At 67.0% G+C, this 19,467-nt stretch carries 24 protein-coding genes; 11 read left to right on the top strand and 13 right to left on the bottom strand.

Annotation, left to right across the window (positions count from 1 at the left end):
* Positions 1–54: 54 nt before the first annotated feature.
* Positions 55–255 (bottom strand): twin transmembrane helix small protein, encoded by a 201-nt coding sequence (locus FBX97_RS26910; protein WP_141838578.1) that lies wholly within the window; start codon positions 253–255, stop codon positions 55–57.
* A 38-nt stretch (positions 256–293) separates the two neighbouring features.
* On the opposite strand from FBX97_RS26910, the gene FBX97_RS26905 reads away from it, so the two are divergent.
* The 7 genes from FBX97_RS26905 to FBX97_RS26875 all read left to right on the top strand — a co-directional run bounded on the left by FBX97_RS26905 (position 294) and on the right by FBX97_RS26875 (position 5,858).
* Positions 294–1,046, top strand: coding sequence for an SURF1 family protein (locus FBX97_RS26905; RefSeq protein ID WP_141838576.1), 753 nt, complete (start codon positions 294–296; stop codon positions 1,044–1,046).
* A gap of 22 nt (positions 1,047–1,068) precedes the next feature.
* Positions 1,069–1,623: a cytochrome C oxidase subunit I gene (locus tag FBX97_RS26900; protein ID WP_185748780.1), complete on the top strand. Its 555-nt coding sequence runs from the start codon at positions 1,069–1,071 to the stop codon at positions 1,621–1,623.
* A gap of 22 nt (positions 1,624–1,645) precedes the next feature.
* Complete coding sequence (locus FBX97_RS26895) at positions 1,646–2,830, top strand: heme A synthase (RefSeq protein ID WP_141838572.1); 1,185 nt, start codon at positions 1,646–1,648, stop codon at positions 2,828–2,830.
* Positions 2,827–3,732, top strand: coding sequence for a heme o synthase (gene cyoE / locus FBX97_RS26890; RefSeq protein WP_141838570.1), 906 nt, complete (start codon positions 2,827–2,829; stop codon positions 3,730–3,732). The genes FBX97_RS26895 and cyoE overlap by 4 nt, the downstream gene beginning before the upstream one ends.
* 1 nt (position 3,733) lies before the next feature.
* A complete protein-coding gene (locus tag FBX97_RS26885) occupies positions 3,734–4,360 on the top strand; it encodes an SCO family protein (protein ID WP_141838568.1) in 627 nt (208 codons plus the stop codon).
* Between the two features lie 42 nt (positions 4,361–4,402).
* Positions 4,403–5,482: an AI-2E family transporter gene (locus FBX97_RS26880; RefSeq protein ID WP_141838566.1), complete on the top strand. Its 1,080-nt coding sequence runs from the start codon at positions 4,403–4,405 to the stop codon at positions 5,480–5,482.
* A gap of 115 nt (positions 5,483–5,597) precedes the next feature.
* Positions 5,598–5,858: a hypothetical protein gene (locus FBX97_RS26875; RefSeq protein ID WP_141838564.1), complete on the top strand. Its 261-nt coding sequence runs from the start codon at positions 5,598–5,600 to the stop codon at positions 5,856–5,858.
* A gap of 124 nt (positions 5,859–5,982) precedes the next feature.
* On the opposite strand, the gene FBX97_RS26870 is transcribed toward FBX97_RS26875, so the two are convergent.
* Entirely contained in the window at positions 5,983–7,158 is a 1,176-nt protein-coding gene (locus FBX97_RS26870; protein ID WP_141838562.1) for an MFS transporter, read from the bottom strand.
* A gap of 109 nt (positions 7,159–7,267) precedes the next feature.
* Between FBX97_RS26870 and FBX97_RS26865 the strand changes: the two genes are divergently transcribed.
* Both FBX97_RS26865 and FBX97_RS26860 read left to right on the top strand, forming a co-directional pair.
* Positions 7,268–8,170, top strand: a complete 903-nt coding sequence (locus FBX97_RS26865) for a LysR substrate-binding domain-containing protein (RefSeq protein WP_141838560.1) — start codon at positions 7,268–7,270, stop codon at positions 8,168–8,170.
* Between the two features lie 132 nt (positions 8,171–8,302).
* On the top strand, positions 8,303–8,830 hold the full coding sequence (locus FBX97_RS26860; protein WP_141838558.1) for a VPLPA-CTERM sorting domain-containing protein: 528 nt from the start codon (positions 8,303–8,305) through the stop codon (positions 8,828–8,830).
* 10 nt (positions 8,831–8,840) lie between these two features.
* On the opposite strand, the gene FBX97_RS26855 is transcribed toward FBX97_RS26860, so the two are convergent.
* The 7 genes from FBX97_RS26855 to FBX97_RS26825 form a co-directional block, all read right to left on the bottom strand.
* Positions 8,841–10,403 (bottom strand): hypothetical protein, encoded by a 1,563-nt coding sequence (locus FBX97_RS26855; RefSeq protein WP_141838556.1) that lies wholly within the window; start codon positions 10,401–10,403, stop codon positions 8,841–8,843.
* Positions 10,400–11,278, bottom strand: coding sequence for an ABC transporter ATP-binding protein (locus tag FBX97_RS26850; RefSeq protein WP_141838554.1), 879 nt, complete (start codon positions 11,276–11,278; stop codon positions 10,400–10,402). Before FBX97_RS26850 ends, FBX97_RS26855 begins: the two co-directional genes overlap by 4 nt.
* Before the next feature lie 116 nt (positions 11,279–11,394).
* A complete protein-coding gene (locus FBX97_RS26845) occupies positions 11,395–12,171 on the bottom strand; it encodes a LytTR family DNA-binding domain-containing protein (RefSeq protein ID WP_141838552.1) in 777 nt (258 codons plus the stop codon).
* A complete protein-coding gene (locus FBX97_RS26840) occupies positions 12,168–13,247 on the bottom strand; it encodes a sensor histidine kinase (RefSeq protein ID WP_255517654.1) in 1,080 nt (359 codons plus the stop codon). Before FBX97_RS26840 ends, FBX97_RS26845 begins: the two co-directional genes overlap by 4 nt.
* A 42-nt stretch (positions 13,248–13,289) precedes the next feature.
* Positions 13,290–13,784 (bottom strand): nuclear transport factor 2 family protein, encoded by a 495-nt coding sequence (locus FBX97_RS26835; RefSeq protein WP_141838551.1) that lies wholly within the window; start codon positions 13,782–13,784, stop codon positions 13,290–13,292.
* A gap of 123 nt (positions 13,785–13,907) precedes the next feature.
* Positions 13,908–14,348, bottom strand: coding sequence for a hypothetical protein (locus FBX97_RS26830; RefSeq protein WP_185748770.1), 441 nt, complete (start codon positions 14,346–14,348; stop codon positions 13,908–13,910).
* Positions 14,329–14,691 (bottom strand): hypothetical protein, encoded by a 363-nt coding sequence (locus FBX97_RS26825; RefSeq protein WP_141838547.1) that lies wholly within the window; start codon positions 14,689–14,691, stop codon positions 14,329–14,331. Before FBX97_RS26825 ends, FBX97_RS26830 begins: the two co-directional genes overlap by 20 nt.
* A gap of 344 nt (positions 14,692–15,035) precedes the next feature.
* Here FBX97_RS26825 and FBX97_RS29755 point away from each other — a divergent pair, with 344 nt between their 5' ends.
* Complete coding sequence (locus tag FBX97_RS29755; protein ID WP_185748769.1) at positions 15,036–15,179, top strand: hypothetical protein; 144 nt, start codon at positions 15,036–15,038, stop codon at positions 15,177–15,179.
* 15 nt (positions 15,180–15,194) lie between these two features.
* On the opposite strand, the gene FBX97_RS26820 is transcribed toward FBX97_RS29755, so the two are convergent.
* Entirely contained in the window at positions 15,195–15,812 is a 618-nt protein-coding gene (locus FBX97_RS26820; RefSeq protein ID WP_141838545.1) for a glutathione S-transferase family protein, read from the bottom strand.
* Positions 15,813–15,920: 108 nt separating this feature from the next.
* Here FBX97_RS26820 and FBX97_RS26815 point away from each other — a divergent pair, with 108 nt between their 5' ends.
* A complete protein-coding gene (locus FBX97_RS26815; RefSeq protein ID WP_141838543.1) occupies positions 15,921–16,817 on the top strand; it encodes a helix-turn-helix domain-containing protein in 897 nt (298 codons plus the stop codon).
* Here the strand turns inward: FBX97_RS26815 and FBX97_RS26810 are convergent.
* The 3 genes from FBX97_RS26810 to FBX97_RS26800 all read right to left on the bottom strand — a co-directional run bounded on the left by FBX97_RS26810 (position 16,732) and on the right by FBX97_RS26800 (position 19,458).
* On the bottom strand, positions 16,732–17,097 hold the full coding sequence (locus tag FBX97_RS26810) for a VOC family protein (RefSeq protein WP_141838541.1): 366 nt from the start codon (positions 17,095–17,097) through the stop codon (positions 16,732–16,734). The two genes, FBX97_RS26815 and FBX97_RS26810, sit on opposite strands and share 86 nt — an antisense overlap.
* Positions 17,098–17,173: 76 nt before the next feature.
* Complete coding sequence (locus tag FBX97_RS26805) at positions 17,174–17,935, bottom strand: DUF6597 domain-containing transcriptional factor (protein WP_141838539.1); 762 nt, start codon at positions 17,933–17,935, stop codon at positions 17,174–17,176.
* 176 nt (positions 17,936–18,111) lie between these two features.
* Positions 18,112–19,458: a hemolysin family protein gene (locus FBX97_RS26800; protein ID WP_141838537.1), complete on the bottom strand. Its 1,347-nt coding sequence runs from the start codon at positions 19,456–19,458 to the stop codon at positions 18,112–18,114.
* Between the last annotated feature and the right edge of the window lie 9 nt (positions 19,459–19,467).

The following is a 19,467-nucleotide window of genomic DNA, read 5'->3' as shown; positions in this document are numbered from 1 at the left end:
TGACACGTCGTCCCTGCGAAGGCAGGGACCCAAGTTGTACGAGTTATCGAAACGCTAGCGCAGGCCCGTCGGCTGAATCCACCCCATCTTGTACGAAAACAGCACCAGTAAAAACAGCGTAATCGACAACCCCACCCGCATCGCCAGCGCCTGCACCGTGCGGTTGCTGCGTCCCTTGTCGCGCATGAGGAAGAACAGGGCAGAGGCCAGGCTGCCGATGATGAGCACGAAAGCGACGGCGACGACGATCTTCATGGCGAGCCCTGATATGGAATTATCAAGATTTAATTGTAATGCGATTGCGCTTCCGTTTTAGGACTATCCCTTTCCTGGCGATGCTGGTGCTGGTGGCCCTCGGTATCGCGCTCGGCAACTGGCAGACGCGGCGCGCGCTCGAGAAAACCGCACTCCAGCACAAGCTGGCACAGCGCACCGCCGCGCCGCCGCTGGTGCTGGGCGAGGCACTGCAGGATCCGGCGGCCATCGAATACCGGCGTGTCATTGTGACCGGCCGATTCGACCCCAACTGGCCGGTATTCCTCGACAACCGCCCGCAGGGCGGCCGCAGCGGGTTCGTTTTGCTGATGCCGTTTACAATAGCGGGTTCGCGCCGGCAGGTGCTGGTGGCGCGCGGCTGGCTGGCGCGCGATCCGGCCGGCTACGCGCACATGCCCAAATTCGACACGCCGGCCGGCACCGTCACCATCGAGGGCGTCGCCGTGCTGCATCCGGCGCGCGTAATGCAGCTGGGGACGCCGCCGGCGCTGGCGCCGGGCGCCATCGTGCAGAACCTGGAAGTCGATGGCTTTGCGCGTGCCACCGGCCTGTCCCTGCAGCCTTTCCTGCTGGAGCAGACCGGTCCGAATGTGGCCGGCGAACCCCTGGTGCGCAAATGGCCGGCGCCGGGCATCGACGTCGACCGCCACAAGGGCTATGCCTTCCAGTGGTACGCGCTGGCCGCCATGGCCTTTGGATTTTTTGTGATAACGGGGTACCGACGTGGAAGCAAGAGTGGAACCGAACCTGACACGCGAACCGGGCGCTGAACGGACCAGGCGCGGGCGCAGGATGCTGTGGCTGGTGCTGCTGGTGTGCGCCGCGCCGCTGATCGCCTCGTATATCAGCTATTACTGGATCAAGCCGGAGCGCCGCAACAACTACGGCACGCTGATCGACCAGCGCGCCCATCCCCTACCGAGCATGACTACCACCACGCTGGACGGCCGCCCGATGCCGCTGCAGGGGTTCAAGGGCAAGTGGGTGATGCTGATGACCGGTTCCGGTGCCTGCGCCCAGGCCTGCCAGCAGCAGCTGTTCACGATGCGCCAGCTACGCCTGATGCAGGGCAAGGAGATGAACCGTGTCGAGCGGGTCTGGCTGATCCTCGACCGCGAGCCGCTCGACACCATCGTCATCCGCGAATTCGACGGTACCCACATGCTGCGTGCGGACGCGGCGGCAGTGAAGGCCTGGCTGCCGGTCGACGCCGGCGACAGCACCGAGCGCCACATCTACATGATCGACCCGCTCGGCCACCTGATGATGCGCTTCCCGGCCGATCCCGAGCCGCGCAAGGTGTACAAGGATATCTATAAACTGCTGAAGGCATCCGCCGTCGGCTGAGTCACTCACTGTAACAAGCAACATGCAAGTATCCAATTTCGTATTGCTGGCGCTGACCGGCTTCCTGGCGGCCTCGGTGCCGCTGGCCCTCGTCTGGACCGCGACCGGTGTCAACAAGTACCGCAAGCTGGCCTGGGTGATCGCCTTCATCACCTTCGACCTGATCGTGTTCGGCGGTTTTACCCGTCTCACCGATTCGGGCCTCGGCTGCCCGGACTGGCCGGGCTGCTACGGCGAAGCCAATCCGTTCCTGGCGCACGCGCACATCGCCGCCGCCGAAGCCCTGATGCCGACCGGCCCGGTGACGAAGATGAAAGCCTGGATCGAGATGGTCCACCGCTTCCTGGCGATGGGCATCGGCTTCCTGATCATCGTGCTGGTGGCGGCGTCCTGGCGCCAGTGGTCGCGCGCGCGCAAGGGCAGGGCGGCGCATCCGCCGATGCAGGGACCGATCCACGGTCCGGCACTGCCGACCCTGCTGCTGCTGTGGGTCTGCGTGCAGGGCGCATTCGGCGCCTGGACCGTGACCCTGAAGCTGCAGCCGGTGATCGTCACCCTGCACCTGCTGTTCGGCATGACCATGCTGGCGATGGCGGTCTGGCTCGGGGGCCGCGAAGACAAGCTGCTGGCGCCGCCGGCCGCCGCCGACCCGCGCGCGCTGCAGGCGCTGCGCCGCCTGCGTCCGCTGGCCTGGCTGTCGGGCGCGGTGCTGCTGGTGCAGCTGGCGCTGGGTGGCTGGGTCAGCACCAATTACGCCACGCTGGCTTGCAACGATTTCCCACTGTGTAACGGCCAGCTGGTGCCGGAGATGGACTTCGAGCACGGCTTCACGCTGTGGCGCGAGCTCGGCAAGACCGCCGCCGGCCACTACATCCCGTTCGCGGCCCTGACCGCGATCCACTGGGTGCACCGCAATTTCGCGGCGGTGGTGGTGCTGGTGCTGTGCTTCACGGCCTGGCGCGCCTGGCGCATCCCCGGCCTGCACAAGACCGCGCGCAACCTGGTGCTGGTCGTGATCGCCCAAGCGCTGACCGGCATCGCCACCGTGTTCCTGAACTTCCCGCTGGTGATCGCGGTGTTGCACAACGCCGGGGCCGCGCTCCTCGTCCTGCTGGTGACCATGTTAAACTACAAGGTACAGCATCAACTCGACCTGGCGCCCCGCTTGTCCCGACGACAAACCCCGGCGCCTGCGAGCCATTCATGATTACCCAGACCGCCACCCACAAACCACCCAACCGGATTGCACAGTACTGGGCGCTGACCAAGCCGCGCGTCACCCAGCTGGCCGTCTTCTGCGCCGTGATCGGCATGTTCCTCGCCACCGACGGCTTCCCCGGCTGGCACGTGCTGGTCTGGGGCACGATCGGCATCTGGCTGCTGGCCGGCGCCGCCTTCGCCGTCAACTGCCTGATCGAAGCCGAGATCGACGCCCGCATGGCCCGGACCGCGCGCCGCGCGACCGCCATGGGGGAACTCAGCACCACCCAGACACTGATCTTCTCCGCCATCATCGGCGGCCTCGGCATGGGCGTGCTGTACACCATGGTCAACCCGCTGACGATGTGGCTGACCTTCGTCACCTTCGTCGGCTATGCGCTGATCTACACGATCCTGCTCAAGCCGAATACGCCGCAGAACATTGTCATCGGCGGCCTGTCTGGCGCCATGCCGCCGGCGCTGGGCTGGGCCGCGGTCGCGGGCGAGGTGCCGATGGAAGCCTGGCTGCTGGTCCTGATCATCTTCGTCTGGACCCCGCCGCACTTCTGGGCGCTGGCAATGTACCGGCGCGACGACTACGTGCGCTCCGGCCTGCCGATGATGCCGGTCACGCACGGCATGGCCTACACCGGCCTGCAGGTCTGGCTGTACTCGATCGCGCTGGCCGCCTGCACGCTGCTGCCGTTTGCGGTGGGCATGAGCGGCCTGTTCTACCTGGTGGCGGCGGTCGCGCTGAATGCCGTGTTCCTGCGCTACGGCTGGCTGATCCACAAGCACTACAGCGACCAGATCGCGCGCAAGGCCTTCGCCTGGTCGATCGTCTACCTGTCGCTGCTGTTCGCGGCGCTGCTGGTCGACCACTACCTGAAACAATATCTGAGCTTCTGACATGAAAAAACTGCTGCCGTCCCTGCTTGTCGCCTGCACCCTCGGCGTGTCCCTCACGGCGTGCGACAAGATGCCGGGCAAGCCGCCGGGGAAGGCGGCCGCCTCGGCCGCGCAGCAGGGCTTCCAGAACACCGACATCACCGGCATCGACTACGCCAAAGGCTTCACGCTGACGGACCACACCGGCAAGCCGCGCACCCTGGCCGACTTCAAGGGCAAGGTGGTGCTCATGTTCTTCGGCTATACCCAGTGCCCGGACGTGTGCCCGACCACGATGGCCGAGATGGCCGGCGTGATGCAGAAACTGGGGCCGCAGGCCGACCAGGTGCAGGTCCTGTTCGTCACCCTCGACCCCGAGCGCGACACCCAGGAACTGCTGGCGTCCTACGTGCCGGCCTTCGACAAGCGCTTCATTGGCCTGCGCGGCACGCCTGACCAGACGGCCAAGGTGGCCAAGGACTTCAAGGTGTTCTACGCCAAGGTGCCGGGCAAGGAGCCCGGCAGCTACACCATCGACCACACCGCCGGCAGCTACGTGTTCGACCGCGAAGGCCGTCCGCGCCTGTTCATCCGCCATGCCGGCGGCGCCGAGCCTATCGTCCACGACATTCGTCAGTTATTATCCTGACAGGGCGCCATCCGGCGCATCGATCGGAACGATCCGCGCCGCATGGACCCACGACCGCACCCTGCCCGAGGACGCAACTACGCCCGCGCCGCCGCCATCCTGCTGCTGACGCTCGGCTGCCTGTACGTGCTGCGCCCCTTCCTGGCCGCGATCCTGTTCGCGGCCGCCGTCGTCATCTCGTCCTGGCCGCTGTATCTGAGGCTGCTGCAGCACATGCGCGGCCGCCGCACGCCGGCCGCCCTCACCATGACGCTGAGCCTGACGCTGCTGGTGATCATCCCGCTGGCGCTGGTCGCCTGGAACCTGGCCGACAACATCGCCGGCGCCTTCGAGCAGGTCAAGGCGGCGCTCAACCACGGCGAACTGCTGCCGCCGCAATGGGTGCGCGACATCCCGCTGCTGGGCGAGCAGATCGACGCCTACCTGCGCCAGCTGGTCGCCAGCCGCGACAGCATGATGGAACTGGCCCAGCGCTTGGTCGAACCGGCGCGCCGCGCGCTGCTGGCCGGCGGCCTGATGCTCGGTACCGGCGTCGTGCAGCTGAGCCTTGCCGCCTTCGTCAGCTTCTTCTTCTACCGCGACGGCGCCGCCCTGAACGCCGTCATCGCCGCGGCCACCCGCCGCATCATGGGCGAGGAAGCCGAAGCGGTCAGCGGCATCGTCAGCCAGACCGTGCGCGGCGTGATGTACGGCCTGCTCGGCACCGCGCTGGCCCAGGGCCTGGTGGCGGCGCTCGGCTTCGCCATCGCCGGGGTGCCGGCGATACTCCTGCTGTCGGTGCTGGTGTTCGTGTCCTCGCTGATCCCGCTCGGGCCGCCGGTGATCTGGGGCGGGGCGGCGCTCTGGCTGTTCTACCAGGGCAGCACCGGCTGGGGCGTGTTCATGCTGGTGTGGGGCTTCTTCGTGATCAGCGGCGTCGACAACGTGGTGCGGCCGATGCTGATCAGCCGCGGATCGAGCCTGCCGTTCCTGCTGACCTTACTGGGCGTGCTGGGCGGCGTGATCGCGTTCGGCTTCGTCGGCCTGTTCATCGGACCGACGCTGCTGGCGGTGGGGTATTCGCTGATGAGCGGCTGGACGCATACCCGGGATCCGATCGTGAAGCAGAAGGAGCAGCTGTGAAGCATTTGACAAATTCGCAAGCCAATTTTTCATTGGGCGCGGTCTATCCGCTGAGGCCGCTTTCGGCCAGAAGCGGAAGTTCGCAACTCTGCTAACCCCTCATGAAATGAGAGTTATGCAAGTAGAAAAATGGGTAGTTGGCGATGAATACGACGAAGTCGTCTTTGCACGGTTAAAGCGCGCATTGAGTGATCTGCAGTACGCCGCTCGAGATCAATGGAGCGGGCTAGCAGGCTCCCAGGACATACAGCACTGGACGGTGTCGGGGCATGAAGGGCAACTCAAGATCGAGAGCGAAACCTATGTTGGACTTTCAGTTGAAGGAAACCCATTATTGATTGCCGAGCTCAAAGCCCGGTACGAACAAACGGTTTGACCTCGCAGTCGCGACAGTCTGCAATGGGTCGACAGTTGCCATACCCTGAACGGCCGAGATCGGCAAGCAGCTTTCCGGCCAGGTTCCCGCGCCGGGCCGGCGACGGGAACACGCCATACCGCAATTACATCGAAGCTGCCGACTTGCCGGCCGCATCGCGCTGGCCGGCATTCCCGATCCAGACCAGCACCAGGCCACCAGCCGCCAGCGCGGCACCCACGAACGGCACCGCCGTGTAGCCGAGACCCTGGCTGATGACGACACCGCCGAGCGCGGCGCCAAGCGCATTGCCGAGGTTGAACGCGCCCACGTTCACCGACGAGGCCAGGCCCGGCGCCTGGGCCGCCGCCTGCATCACGCGCATTTGCACCGGGGGCACGATGCCGAACGCGGCGGCGCCCCAGACCAGCAGGCCGATGGCCGCGCCGACGTGGGTTTTCATCAGCAACGGCAGCAGCACCATGATGACCGCGAGCGAGGCCAGGATCAGTTTGGTGGCACCGTCCAGCGACCAGTCGGCCAGGCGGCCGCCCAGGCTGTTACCGACGGTGAAACCGACGCCGATCAGCATCAGCGCCAGCGCCACGAAGCCCGGGCTGGCATGGGTGACCTCGGCCAGCATCGGCGCAACGTAGGTGTACAGCGCGAACATGGCGCCCGAGCCGAGCACGGTGGTGCCCATGGCCAGCAGCACGTCGCGGCTTGTCAGCACCCGCAGTTCGCGGCGCACGTCCGGGCGCGTACCCGGCTCACCCTTGGGCAAGGCCAGCCACAGCGCGCCGATGGTCACCAGGCCCAGCAGGGCAGTGCCGGCGAAGGTCATGCGCCAGCCGACTTGCTGGCCGATCCAGGTGGCCGCCGGCACGCCGCCGACGTTGGCCACCGTCAGGCCCATGAACATCGCTGCGATCGCGCTGGCCTGTTTTTCCTTCGGGACCACGCTGGCGGCCACCACGGCGCCGATGCCGAAGAAGGCGCCGTGGTTGAGGCTGGTGATCAGGCGCGACAAGAGCAAGGTCGTATAGCCCGGCGCACATGCCGACAGCAGGTTGCCAACCGTAAAGATGAGCATCAGCGAGATCAGTGCGGCCCGTTTGCCGAAGCGGCTGAACAGCAGGGTCATCACCGGCGCGCCGACCATCACGCCGATCGCGTAGGCAGAGACCAGCATCCCGGCAGTCGGGATACTGACATCGACGCCGTGGGCGATCACGGGCAGCAGGCCCATCGGCGTGAATTCGGTGGTGCCGATGGCAAAGGCACCCGTTGCCAGGGCCAGTAGTGCAGTGGAAGATTTCATTGGATCCTTGAAGCGCTTGCTAGCAATTTTTCGAAAGCACCATTGTCCATGATTTATATTTGCAGATTAAGGCCAGTTGCACGCAAAGACTTTTGCGTTTGAATCAAGAATGAAGACGACTCTCGAAGACATGCAGGTGTTCGTGGCCGTGGTGGACACGGGATCGCTCACGGCCGCGGCGCAAGCGCTCGGACTGACGGTATCGGCGGCCAGCCGTACCTTGAGCCGGCTCGAGCAGAAGCTGCAGACGACCCTGCTGCGCCGGACCACCCGGCGCTTGGAATTGACCGAGGAAGGCGCGCTCTTCCTGGCGCACGGACGCGCCATCCTGGATTCGGTCGATGCGGCGGAAGAGCAGATGCTGGCACGGCGCATGCGCCCGGCGGGACGGCTGCGGGTCGATGCCGCCACGCCTTTCATGCTGCACGTGCTGGTGCCGCTGATCGAGGGATTCCGTGCCCGCTACCCGGACGTGGAGCTGGAACTGGCATCGAACGAAGGGATCACCGACCTGATCGAAAAGCGCACCGACGTCGCCCTGCGCATCGGTATCCTGAAGGATTCGACGCTGCACGCGCGCCTGCTCGGCACCAGCCGCATCCGCGTGCTGGCCAGTCCGACCTATCTCGCGCGGCACGGCATGCCTGCCTCGCCAGGCGAGCTCGGACGGCATGTGCTGCTCGGTTTCAGCGAACCGGAGACCTTGAACGACTGGCCGCTGCACGACGTCGACGGCAGCGCCATGCGCATCCGGCCCACCATCGCGTCGTCGAGCGGCGAGACGCTGCGGCAGATGGCGCTGGCCAACCTCGGCATCGTGTGCCTGTCGGATTTCATGACGCGCGAGGACCGCGCCAGCGGCCGCCTGGTGCAGCTGTTCCCCGAGCGGACGCTGGAGGTGCTCCAGCCGATCAATGCGGTCTACTACCGCAACACGGTGCTGGCAGCCCGCATCACCAGTTTCGTGGATTACGTGGCGGCAGCGCTGGGTGCGCGTCCTCTCGACGCTTGACGCGCCGCCTGCACCGATCAGATCTGATAGGTAGCCTGCGTTCGCCACACGAATCCGCGACTTGTAATTGATCTTCAGATAATATTTTTGGCGTAGTTTTTTTTCAAAAATGGATAAAAACTGGAGACCTCAATGAAGAAAATCGCCGCCGCACTGGCCGGTGCCGCCTGCGTCCTGCTCTCGACCGCTGCGCATGCCACGCAATTCAGACTGGATTTCAACGTAGGCAGCTTCACCAACAACTTCGTCACCCTCGAGCACGCACCGATCACCGGCTCGATCCTGTTCTCGGCCGCTGCCATGGGCGCGGCCGTGGATTCGATCGACGCCGTCGACCTGGTCATCGACAGCCACGTGTACACGGCCGACGAGATCGGCGCCGAACTGTGGGGCAGCAATTATGCATTCGGCGGCAAAGCGGGGGCCATCGGCAGCGTCGAAGCGCTCACGAACGACTTCTATATCTACGTGAACGGCTTCGGCAACGACTTCCAGTTCGCGACCGACCAGACCTACCTGTACTTCGGCCGCGATATCACCGCCACCATCGGCGCGGCCGACGCCGGTGCCGACGTGCCGGAGCCGGCCAGCGCCGCGCTGCTGCTGGCGGGCCTCGGCGGCCTGGGCCTGCTGCGCCGCCGCCGCAGCCGCAGCCGATGACGACAAGGGCCTAGGCCAGTTGCGCCGGGCGCCGGTTCCACAGGTGCCCGGCGCATGCCGCCACGGCGCCCATCGCGCTCCAGGCCAGCACCGACACCGGCGTTGCCGTGCCGTGGAAGCCGACCACGTCGGCCATCGGCACGTCGTGGATCTGGACGCCCATGTACAGCCCGAACAGGAACAGCACCAGGAAGGTGCGGGCGCTGCCGCTGGTGCGGCCCAGCATGGTCGCGAACGCGGCCAGGGCGAACAGGCCGGACAGCAGCGCCAGCGCACGCAGCGGTGCGAAGCCGGCCAGGCGCAGCGCCGCCACGCCGGTGAACATCAGGCCCAGCATGCAGGTTGCGCCCAGCTGGCGCCAGTAGCGGCGCGCCGCGCCGCCCGGCACTGCGGCGCCCAGCACAGCGCAGCCGGCGTCACCGTCGCGCGTGGCCAGGTCGCTCACCAGCACGCCCCAGCCGGCGACACAAGCGAGCACCAGCGGCGCCAGCATGGCCGCGGGCAGCACCAGGGCCAGCACCTGCGCCGCCAGCAGCAGGGCGATCGCCGTGGGGGCCGTGCCCAGGGTCAGCGCGACGTCGGCCATGGCTTGTCCCGGGATGCCGGGCAGGCGCGCGGCCAGCCCGAATAGCGGCTGCGCCAGCCGGGACAAAGGACGCAGCCAGCCATTCAGCAGCGCCAGCGGCGAACGGCGGGCCTGGCTGCGCGCCGGCTTGACGCGGTCCGGCGAGAAGCGGTGGAACAGGGGCAGCGCGAGCCACAGCGGCAGGCAGGCCAGCAGCGCACTGAAGGCGCGCACGCCCACGATGTCGGCCCGCCACAGCGATGCCGGCAGCGTCAGCGGGGCCAGCTTCGGGTCGAAGTCGGCAATCCCGAGCGACATGTTCGTGATGTCGACCTGCGCCGACAGCGCCGCGATCACGGCGCTCATGCCGCTGAAGTCGAAGGGGACGGTGGTCGCGGTCGACCCCGCCATCAGCGCCGGCAGCATGCCCATCTGGCCGGCCCACACGGCAAAGTACAGGATGTCGCCGCGCTTGCCCATCAGCGGTGCCCAGCTGTCCCACAGCACCGCGCAGCTGGCGGTGAACAGCGCCATCGGCCCCAGCACCAGCAGGTAGGTCGACAGGTAGACCCCCAGTTCGATCGGGCCTTCGCCGCGCACCAGGTGGCAGGCCAGCACGGTCGCCATCGAGGCGCCGATCAGCGCCAGCAGGTAGAGCACGCCGCCGCACCAGCGGCCCAGCACGAAGGCGCGGCCGCCCAGCGCGCTGGCGCCGATCACGCCGCCCATGCCGCTGCGCAGGTCTTCCGCCATGCGCCCGCGCAGCAGGTAGAAGCCGGCCAGCGCGAACAGCAGCGAGGCCTGGGCCGCGCTGCCCAATGCCAGCATCGCACTGGTATAGCGCACGCGCGCGCCGCCGATTGCCATCAGGGTCTGGCCGCCGGCCGGGTCGGAGACGATCAGCCAGCTGAGGGCCACCACCGCCAGCATCGTCACCAGCGTCGACGTGCGGCGCAGGCGCACCCGCGCTTCCAGCAGCGCCAGCGTGCATACCAGGCCGGCATTCATGCCGCCTCCCGTACGGTGTCATTGACTGCATAGCGCTGCGCCATGAGCGCTTCTTCCAGGCTGGGTTCCGAGGGCAGGGCACCAGCGCAGGGCAGGGTCGGATGGGCGATGCGCAGCGCGATCCGCTCGCCCTGGCGCAGCGCCTGCAGCACGTGGGTGGTGGCGCGCAGCACGTCGTATTCTGCGGCGTCGACGCTGGCCGACCACACCTGGCCGCGCGCGCGGCCGAGGACCGCGTCGGGCGTGTCGCAGGCCACCAGGCGGCCGCTCTTCATGATGGCCAGGCGCCCGGCGATGGTCTCGACGTCGGACACGATGTGGGTCGAGATGATCACCAGTTTATTGAAACCCAGCTCCGCCAGCAGGTTGCGGAAGCGCAGCCGCTCTTCCGGATCGAGGCCGGCGGTCGGTTCGTCGACCACCAGCACGTCGGGGTCGTTCAGCAGCGCCTGGGCGATGCCGAGGCGGCGCAGCATGCCGCCCGAGAAGGTGCTGGCCATGCGCCCGGCCTGCTCGTGCAGGTTGACCAGTTCCAGCAGGCGGCGGATGCGCGCCGGGTCGCGCACGCCCTTCAACGCCGCGAAGTACTGCATGAATTCGAGCGCGCTGACGTTGCGGTAAACGCCGAAATCCTGCGGCAGGTAGCCGAGGCGGCGGCGGATCGCTTCCGGCTTTGCCGCGATGTCGACGCCGTCGAACAGGATGCGGCCGCCGGTCGGCCGGGTGAGGGTGGCGATCATCTGCATCAGCGTGCTCTTGCCGGCGCCGTTGTGGCCGATCAGGCCGACCACCCCGGGCGCCAGGCGTAGCGACAGGTCGGACACGGCGGTCAGCTGCTTGCCGAAGGATTTGGTGACGTTCTGCAGGTCCAGCATGGCGGGGCTCCGGGGAGTGGCGATGCGCCTACTCTAGCCATGCCGGTCGCGCCGGGCGAGCCATATATGACGAGTGGTCGATTCGGCTGGATGAACGGTCGGCGCAGCCGGCGGCGTCAGGCCGGCACGGCCGTGTCGGCCCGCTGGCGGCGTTCCAGCGCCTGGACCAGGGCCGGCATGTAGGTGCGGCTGGCGCGCAGCAGGGTGCCGTCGCGCAGGCGCAGCAGGGCGTCGCGGTTGGTCAGGGCGCGCAGCTCGACCACCCTGTCCAGGCGCACGATGCTGGAGCGGTGCACGCGCTGGAACATGGATGGGTCGAGCCGCAGCGCGAGCGCCTGCAGGCGCTCGCGCACCAGGTAGGTCTTGCCTTGCGCATGCAGGGTCGCGTAGTCGCCGTCGGCTTCGATGCGTTCGATGTCGACGCTGTCGACCAGCACGATGCGATTGCCGACGCGGACTGTGAAAGTGCGCGTCCATTCGGCGGCGGGGGCGGACGCGGGTTGGGCAACGCCGGTGCAGCGGTAGGGAAAGGCGCGCTGCGCACGCTCCAGCGCTTCCTCGAAACGCTCGTCGTCGACCGGCTTGAGCAGGTAGTCGATGGCCGCCAGCTCGAAGGCCTGCAGCGCGAAACCGTCGTAGGCCGTGAGCAGGATCGCCATCGGCCGCTCGGCGCGCGGCAGCCCGGCCAGCACGTCGATGCCGGTCTTGCCAGGCATGTCGATGTCGACGAACACGAGGTCGGGCCGCACGGCTGCGAGACCGCTGGCGGCGCTGTCGCCGTCGCCGTATTCTGCCACCAGTTCGAAGCCCGGGCGCTGCGCCAGCCGCGTCCTGAGCGCCAGCCGGGCCAGCGGTTCGTCGTCGAGGATGGCGACGCGGATCGGCCGGCTCATGCCGCCATCCTTTCGGCAGGTGCGGCCACGCCGGCCGCGGGCGCCACGGGGCGCAGCGGCAGCGTCAGGCGCACCTGGAAGCGGCCGTCGGCGCGCCAGCCGGCCTCGAGCTGCTGGTCGGCGCCGTACAGGTGGCGCAGGCGCTCGGCCACGTTGGCCAGGCCGATGCCGCCGCCTTTGCTCGCGGCAGTGTCCTTCGGCGGCACGCCGTCGTTGACCACTTCGACCAGCAGGCCGGCGCCGGCGCGTTCGACCCGGATGTCGAGCCGGCCCGGCGTGCTCAAGGGCGCTATCCCGTGGCGGATCGCATTCTCGGCAAGCGGCTGCAGCACCAGGTAGGGCACGGCGGCGTCGAGCAGGTCGGGACCGGCCTTCATGGCCAGCTGCAGGCGCTCGCCGAGGCGCGCCTTTTCGATGTCGAGGTAGGCTTCGGTCAGCGCCAGTTCCTCGGCCAGCGCATGTTCGTGGCGGCCGTCGTGGGACAGCGTCGCGCGCAGGAAGTCGGAGACGCTGGACAGCATGCAGTTGGCATCGCGGTTGGCGCCGGCCGCCACCAGCGCCGACACCGCATTCAGGCTGTTGAACAGGAAGTGCGGATTCACCTGCAGACGCAGGGCGCGCAGCTCGGCGTCGCGCGCATGCGCGAGGGCTTGGGCCAGGCGCAGCTGGGTGCGCTGCAGCGACAGGTAATAGACGGCGAGCGCGTGGATGGCGCAGAACGCGATCAGGGCCAGCCAGCAGCCGTCCAATCCTCGCACCAGCTCGTTCCAGTGATAGCCCTTTTCCAGCCCGAGGCCGATCGCCAGGCGCTGCCCGAGCACGGCGTTCACGACCGACATCGCATAGCTGGCTGCCAGCAGTAGCGGCGCGGCGACCCGCCAAGACACTTCGCGCCGCCACAGCGCGCGCTGCATCAGGGCCAGCGGCAAGATCCACAGCATGCAGGCTGCGAAGAACAGCGCGCGGAACGCGGTCGCGTTGCTGTTGCCGAGCGCCGGCAGGCCCAGGATCGCCATGCAGGCGCATACCGGCAGGGCGGCGAGGACGGGCACGAGCGGCGGCGCTTGTTCTTTCACGGGGCAGGTCCGGTGTATTGGCAACTGGACAATTTTAATCGCTCAGCGCCCAATCGAAAACAGCATCGAACCGATTTTCCAGCCATCCTCGGCGCGCACCATCTGCCAGGTCTCGCTGCCACGGTTGCTGACCTTGCCGTCCTGGATGAAGTCGAAATCGAAGTACACCGAGCCCACGGCGCCGTTGGTATCGATGCGCACGTTGTAGAAGCGTTCCTCGACAGCTTTCGTGCTCTTCTGGATGTCGTCGGCAAACTCCTTCCAGCTCGAGTGCATGACCTTCTTTGCGTCCGGGTGGCGTTTTTTGACGTCCTCGTAGGTCGCTGTGTCGAATACCTCCAGCCAGCTGCCGTGCTCCTGCAGGAACAGGCTGCCGAGGGTCTTGCCGTCGTGGGCGATGATCGCGGCCTGGAATTGCTGGACGACCTGGCGGATCCCGGCGACGTCGGCTGCCGGGCCGCTGTCGGCAGCGTGGACCGGGGTGCAGAAGCAGGCGGCGGTGGCGGCGGCGAGGATGAGGGAGCGGAGGGAGCGCATGACACGGTATATGGAGTGATGGAGCAGCCACGATAGGCGAGGCCGGCGGCGCCGGTCCAGTACCGTGCGCCGGACCGTGCATGGGTTGCGGCGAGCCGGTGGTTCGTGAGAGCGGTGGGACGCTCAGCCCTTTTTGCTGTCGAGCGGCGGCCAGCAATGCATGGCGCCACTCGTCTCTCCTAGTGCACGTCGCCAAACATCCTGGGGGAAATAGCCGCGCTCCGTTAACGCGCCAAGAAATTCAGAGCCGCCCCTGGCCTCGCTCGGCACGACCACCGGCCTCTCTCGTCCGTGCAATTGGATAATGATTGAATCCGATGCGTAGAGGCCCTCATCCTTGAAGCAAACGCGCAAGATGTCGGCCCAGAAGAATTCCTGATTCCAGACAGGATCAAGTCTCGCAAGGACAAGCACCCTGACGCGTGCGTCGTCGAATTCAACGGCCAGTAGTTCACTCAACGGCTTTGGCCGTCTGGCGAGAAACCATGCCTTGATACTCTGCAGACTGAACATGTTTTTCTTACAGCGCCAAGGCGGCGGTAGATCAAGGATGGCTTTCACCACCTTTGTCTCTTCGATGCGCTATCGCAAATATAAATTTTCCGATGACGTATCCTGCGAGTACGGTTGGCAAGATCACCAGCAACGCGAACGGGACCATGAAAAATATGCCAAAACCGGGTTCAGGCAAGCTCAACATTCCCACAAATGTCCAGCTGACGACAGCGACAATCACGCCACCCAGGAACGACGCGAGATATGCCTGACGAAACCACCCGGCATATACACAGATGAGGCCAGCCAATATCAGGCTCGATATGCTGTGCATAAATGGCCCTAGCGCATATGCAGAATAGGCTGCTGCTCCGTGAACAAAGGAGTTGTTGAAATTACGGAAGGAGAGCATTTGACGCCTGCGTGTCTGAATGAAGTTACCGTTCGGTTGGCGAAGGAGAGCGCTTGGCCAATAGCGGACGGGTCGTTATGGTTCAGTGTACGAGCTCGACGCTGACAGGACAAGTCGCAGGGCGCTCGGGGTGGCGCTATGCTGCTGGCCGGTATACCGGCACATGGTGCCGATGGAGATGGCAGCCGTGGCCGCGAGTCCCGGCCTGCCTGCTGCGCTGGGGCAGGCGCCTTCCACCGCCCCGCAGCTGACCATGCGCCTGCTTTGCGTCTGGTTGGCAGGGGCCGGCGCCAGCGCATTGCTGCTCTGCTTGAAACAGCGCTTTCACGCGGGCGCTCGGTGCCTTGCGGCGCGTGGACGAGGACTGCCGGATCGGCGCGCGCACCGTCGCCGCGCCGGTGCTGGTCGGCCCGCTCGGCGAGCGCATGGGTGTGAAGGTCGGCGATGACGTACAGTTGGCGCTGGTGGTTCAGGAGAATGCCAGCTGAGCTACCGAGCGCCGGTCACGCCTGCGCCGCCGCCAGCGCAGCATCGGCGGCGATGGCCTTGCGTGCTGCCGGACGGTCGCGCAGGCGCTCGACGTAGGCCATGATCTCGGGCAGCTTCGGCACCAGGCCGAAGCCGGTCATCCAGCCCAGCGCGCTGGCCCACAGGATGTCGGCCGCCGAGAAGCGTTCGCCCAGCAGCCAGGGACCGGCACGCAGCGGGGCCGTGAAGGTGGCCAGCATGGTGTCGTAGTCGCCGTACGGGCACAGCGACGGCGGCGCCGGCGCGCGCTCGAGGGCGCGGTCGATGATGGCCGGCTCGAACACCGATCCATAGAAGGCCAGCCAGCGCAGGTACGGGCCGCGCAGCGGGTCGTCCAGTCCTGGGGCGAGTCCGGACTGCAGGTAGCGGTCGGCCAGGTAGATGAAGATCGCCGGCTGCTCGGTGACCAGCGTGCCGTCGTGCAGGATGGCCGGCACCTTGCCCATCGGGTTGACGGCCAGGTAGGCGGGGGCGCGCTGCTGGTTGCGTGTCAGGTCCAGCAGGTGCAGGTGGTAGTCGATGCCGAGTTCTTCGAGCAGGATGCGGACGGCACCGGCGCGCGAATGCGGGGCGTGGTACAGGGTGGGTTTCATGATGTCCTCGGTGGATGCGAGGCTTCAGGGTAGGGGCGGGCGGCGGCGCCGTCTTGCAAAAACGCGAATGCTAGAATCTGCCGTATTCCTTACCGCATGAGGACATCGATGACGACGCCCGCCACCGTCCCGGACCGCGCCAAGGGCGTGGTCGCACCTGCGCTCGCCGGCAGGATGTTCCGCATGGAGCGCTACCTGCCGCCACCCGACCTGGCGCCCTTCATCGAGCATGTCTGGATCGTCGAATGGGACTTGCGCGGCCAGCCGCCCTTCGTGCAGCGCACGCTGCCTTATCCGAGCGTGCATGTGGTGTTCGACCGCGTGCGCAGCGGGGTGTTCGGCGTGGTGACGGGAGCCTTCGATTACACGCTGCAGGCCGCCGGCAAGCTATGCGGCCTGAAGTTCCGCCCCGGCGCCTTCCGCGCCTTCCTCGGACGGCCGCTGCACACGATCAGCGACCGGGTACTGCCGCTGTCGTCGGTATTCGGCTGGGACGATGCGGCCGCCTTGGACGCGGTGCTGGCTGCCCCCGACGACATGGCCATGATCGATGCCGCCGGCACGCTGCTGCGCGCCCGGCTGCCGGCCGCCGACCCGCAGGTGGAGCGCATTGGCGCGATCCTGCGCACGGCCGAGAGCACGCCCGGGCTGACCCGGGTCGAGGCGCTGGCCGCCGCGGCCGGAATGGGTGTGCGCAGCCTGCAGCAGCTGTTCAGCGAGTACGTCGGGGTCAGCCCGAAATGGGTGATCCGGCGTTACCGGCTGCACGAGGCGGCCGACCGGCTGGCGCAGGGCGGCGACCTCGACCTGAGCGCGCTGGCGCTGGACCTGGGCTACGTCGACCAGGCGCACTTCACGTCGGATTTCCGCAGGCTGGTGGGGCAGGCGCCGGGCCGGTATCGGGACGACGCGCAGGCAGTCAGCGCACCGCCGCCGGATCGAACAGCGGATTCAAGATCAAGCCCAGCACATTCCCGAACGGATCCTTCAGCTCCGCCACCTTGATGCCTTCGCCGACTTCCTGCACCTCCTCGTGCACGCTCGCTCCGAGCCCGACGATGCGCGCGACTTCGGCTTCGATGTCGTCCACGCCCCAGTACACCACCGAACCCGCGGTGCCGGGCGTGCCATCCGGGACCAGGCCGAGTTCGAAGCCGGCGACGCTGAAGCCGACGTAGAAGGGCTGGTCGAAATAGGGCGCCGCGCCGAGCACTTCGGTGAACCAGGCCTTGGCCCGGGCGAGGTCGGCGACGGGGTATTTCACGGTGCGCAATCCATGGATCATGACGGTCTCCGGTTGACGGGTAAAACCCCATGATGCCATCGCGCCGGCGCGGCGTATTGGAAAAATGGAAGCCGATTCAGGCGCGCGGGCGGGCGAAGCGCTCCGGCGTCTCGTCCGCGAACAGGCGGAATTCGTGGATCAGGTGCGACTGGTCGTAGTAGCCGCAATCGAGGGCCAGCCGGGGCCAGTCGACGGCGCCGGTTTGCCGGCGCAGTACGGCGCCGGCGCGGCGGAAGCGGCTGACCATGGCGAAGGTCTTGGGTGCCAGGCCCACGCGTTCGCGGAACTGCAGCGCCAGGTGCTGGCGCGAGACGCCCAGCGTGCGCGCCAGGTCGTCGATGCGGACGGCGCCGCCGGCCTGGTCGATCAGGCCGACCGCGGCACGCGCCAGGCGATCGGTCGGACCGGGTTCCACGGCGCGCAGGCGCGCCAGCAGGGCGCGCTGGAGAATGGCCAGCCGCTGCGCCACTGTCCGCTCGCGTTCCCACAGGGCGGCGGCCAGCGCCTCGGCGTCGGCACGCGGCCACAGGTCGTCCAGCGCGGGATGGCCGTCCTGCAGCGCATGCAGCGGCAGGCCGAAGAAGGCGCGCGCCGCGCCGGGCAGGAAGCGCACCGCCAGCGTCAGCGTCGGCTGCGCCATCTCGACCCGGTGCGCGCGCGACATCATGCCGGCCACGAAGCCGAGCGGGGCGCGGTCTTGCCACAGGATGTCGATGCAGTTGTCGGGGAGGATGCGGTGGCGGACCGGGGCGGCGGCGGGGAGGGCACGGCTGGTCCAGAGGCAGGCGACGTGGGCGGCCAGGGCGGGATGCGGGGGGAATTCCTGGTACAGGTGCATGGTGCTTGACCTCGCGTTACCTGCGCATTTTGAACCGTCGCCCCTGCGCAGGCAGGGCCCCAAGTTCGTTGCAGGCCAGCGGCATGTGCTACGGCTGTTCATGCAACCTTGGGCCCCTGCCTGCGCAGGGGCGACGTTGGTTATGTCATTACAATTCTTGGGCCAACGTCTCCGGATCAATCCAGATCATCCTCATCGGCCCCGCGCGCCAGCTGCGGAATCACCTTCACCAGCAGAATCCGCGGCCCGTTGGTCTTCTTGACCACCACGTCGAACTTCGGAAACTCGATGCGCTGGCCCTGCTTCGGAATGTCGCCCAGCTTCGCCATCAAGAGGCCGCCCACCGATTCCACCTCGTCCAGGCCCATCGCCTCGTTGTCGATGTCGATGCCGAGCACGCGTTCGAGCGAGACGATCGGCAGGCTGGCCTTGCCGATGTAGGTGCCGTCGCCCTGCTTGAGCCAGTCGTTTTCGTTGAGGCGGAATTCGTCGCGGATCTCGCCGACGATGGCGCCCAGCAGGTTGTCGAGCGTGATGAAGCCGACCGGGCGCTTGCCCTTTTCGCCGATCAGCGCGAAGTGCGGGGCGCCGGTGCGGAAGCGGCGGAACAGTTCGATGGCCGGGGTGCGCGCCGAGATCATCTCGACCGGGCGCAGGTATTCGGTGAGGTCGGTGGTGTCCTTGCCGGCCTGTTCGGCGAAGAACAGGTCCTTCAGGTGGATCACGCCCAGCACTTCCTCGCCTTCCTCGTCGAAGTAGGGGTAGCGCGAGAAGCGGTTGCGGCGCATGGTGTCGAGGTTGTCCTCGAGCGAACGGCTGGCGTACAGGGCGCTGACTTCGTTGATCGGCCGCATCAGGTCGGCCACCGAGTGCTGGCTGAACTCGAGCGACTGGGCCAGGATGTGGCGCTCGTCGTGAGTAAATTTTTCGCCCGGCATGCTGGTGCCGGTGCGCAGGATCAGTTTCAGTTCTTCGTTCGAATAATGCGTTTCGTGCCCGCCCGCGCCGGAGAGACCCGCGATGCGCAGCACCAGGTTGGCGCTGGCGTTCAGCAGCCAGATGGCCGGGTACATCGCCCAATAAAAGCCGTACAGCGGCAGCGCGCTCCACAGGCCGACCTTTTCGGGAATGCGGATCGCCAGCGACTTCGGCGCCAGCTCGCCGACCACGATATGCAGGAACGAGATCACGCCGAAGGCGATCACGAAGGAGACGCCGTGGATCAGCTGTTCGTTGGTGACGCCGGCCAGCGCGAACAGCGGTTCCAGGATGCGCGCAAACGCCGGTTCGCCGACCCAGCCCAGGCCGAGCGAGGCCAGGGTGATGCCGAGCTGGCAGGCGGACAGGTAGGCGTCGAGCTGGCTGTGAACCTTGTACAGGATGCGGCCGCGCAGGCCGCCGGTTTTTGCGATCGCGCGGACGCGCGTCTTGCGCAGGGTGACGATACCGAATTCGGCCGCCACGAAGAAGCCGTTCAGCGCCACCAACACCAGCGCCAGAACGACGAATAATACGTTTTGCATAGATTAATA

The organism is Herbaspirillum sp. SJZ107 (assembly GCF_006715485.1).
GTDB lineage: Bacteria > Pseudomonadota > Gammaproteobacteria > Burkholderiales > Burkholderiaceae_D > Telluria.
The sequence above is the reverse complement of the archived record's forward strand: the minus strand, read 5'-3'. Positions and strand labels throughout refer to the sequence as shown.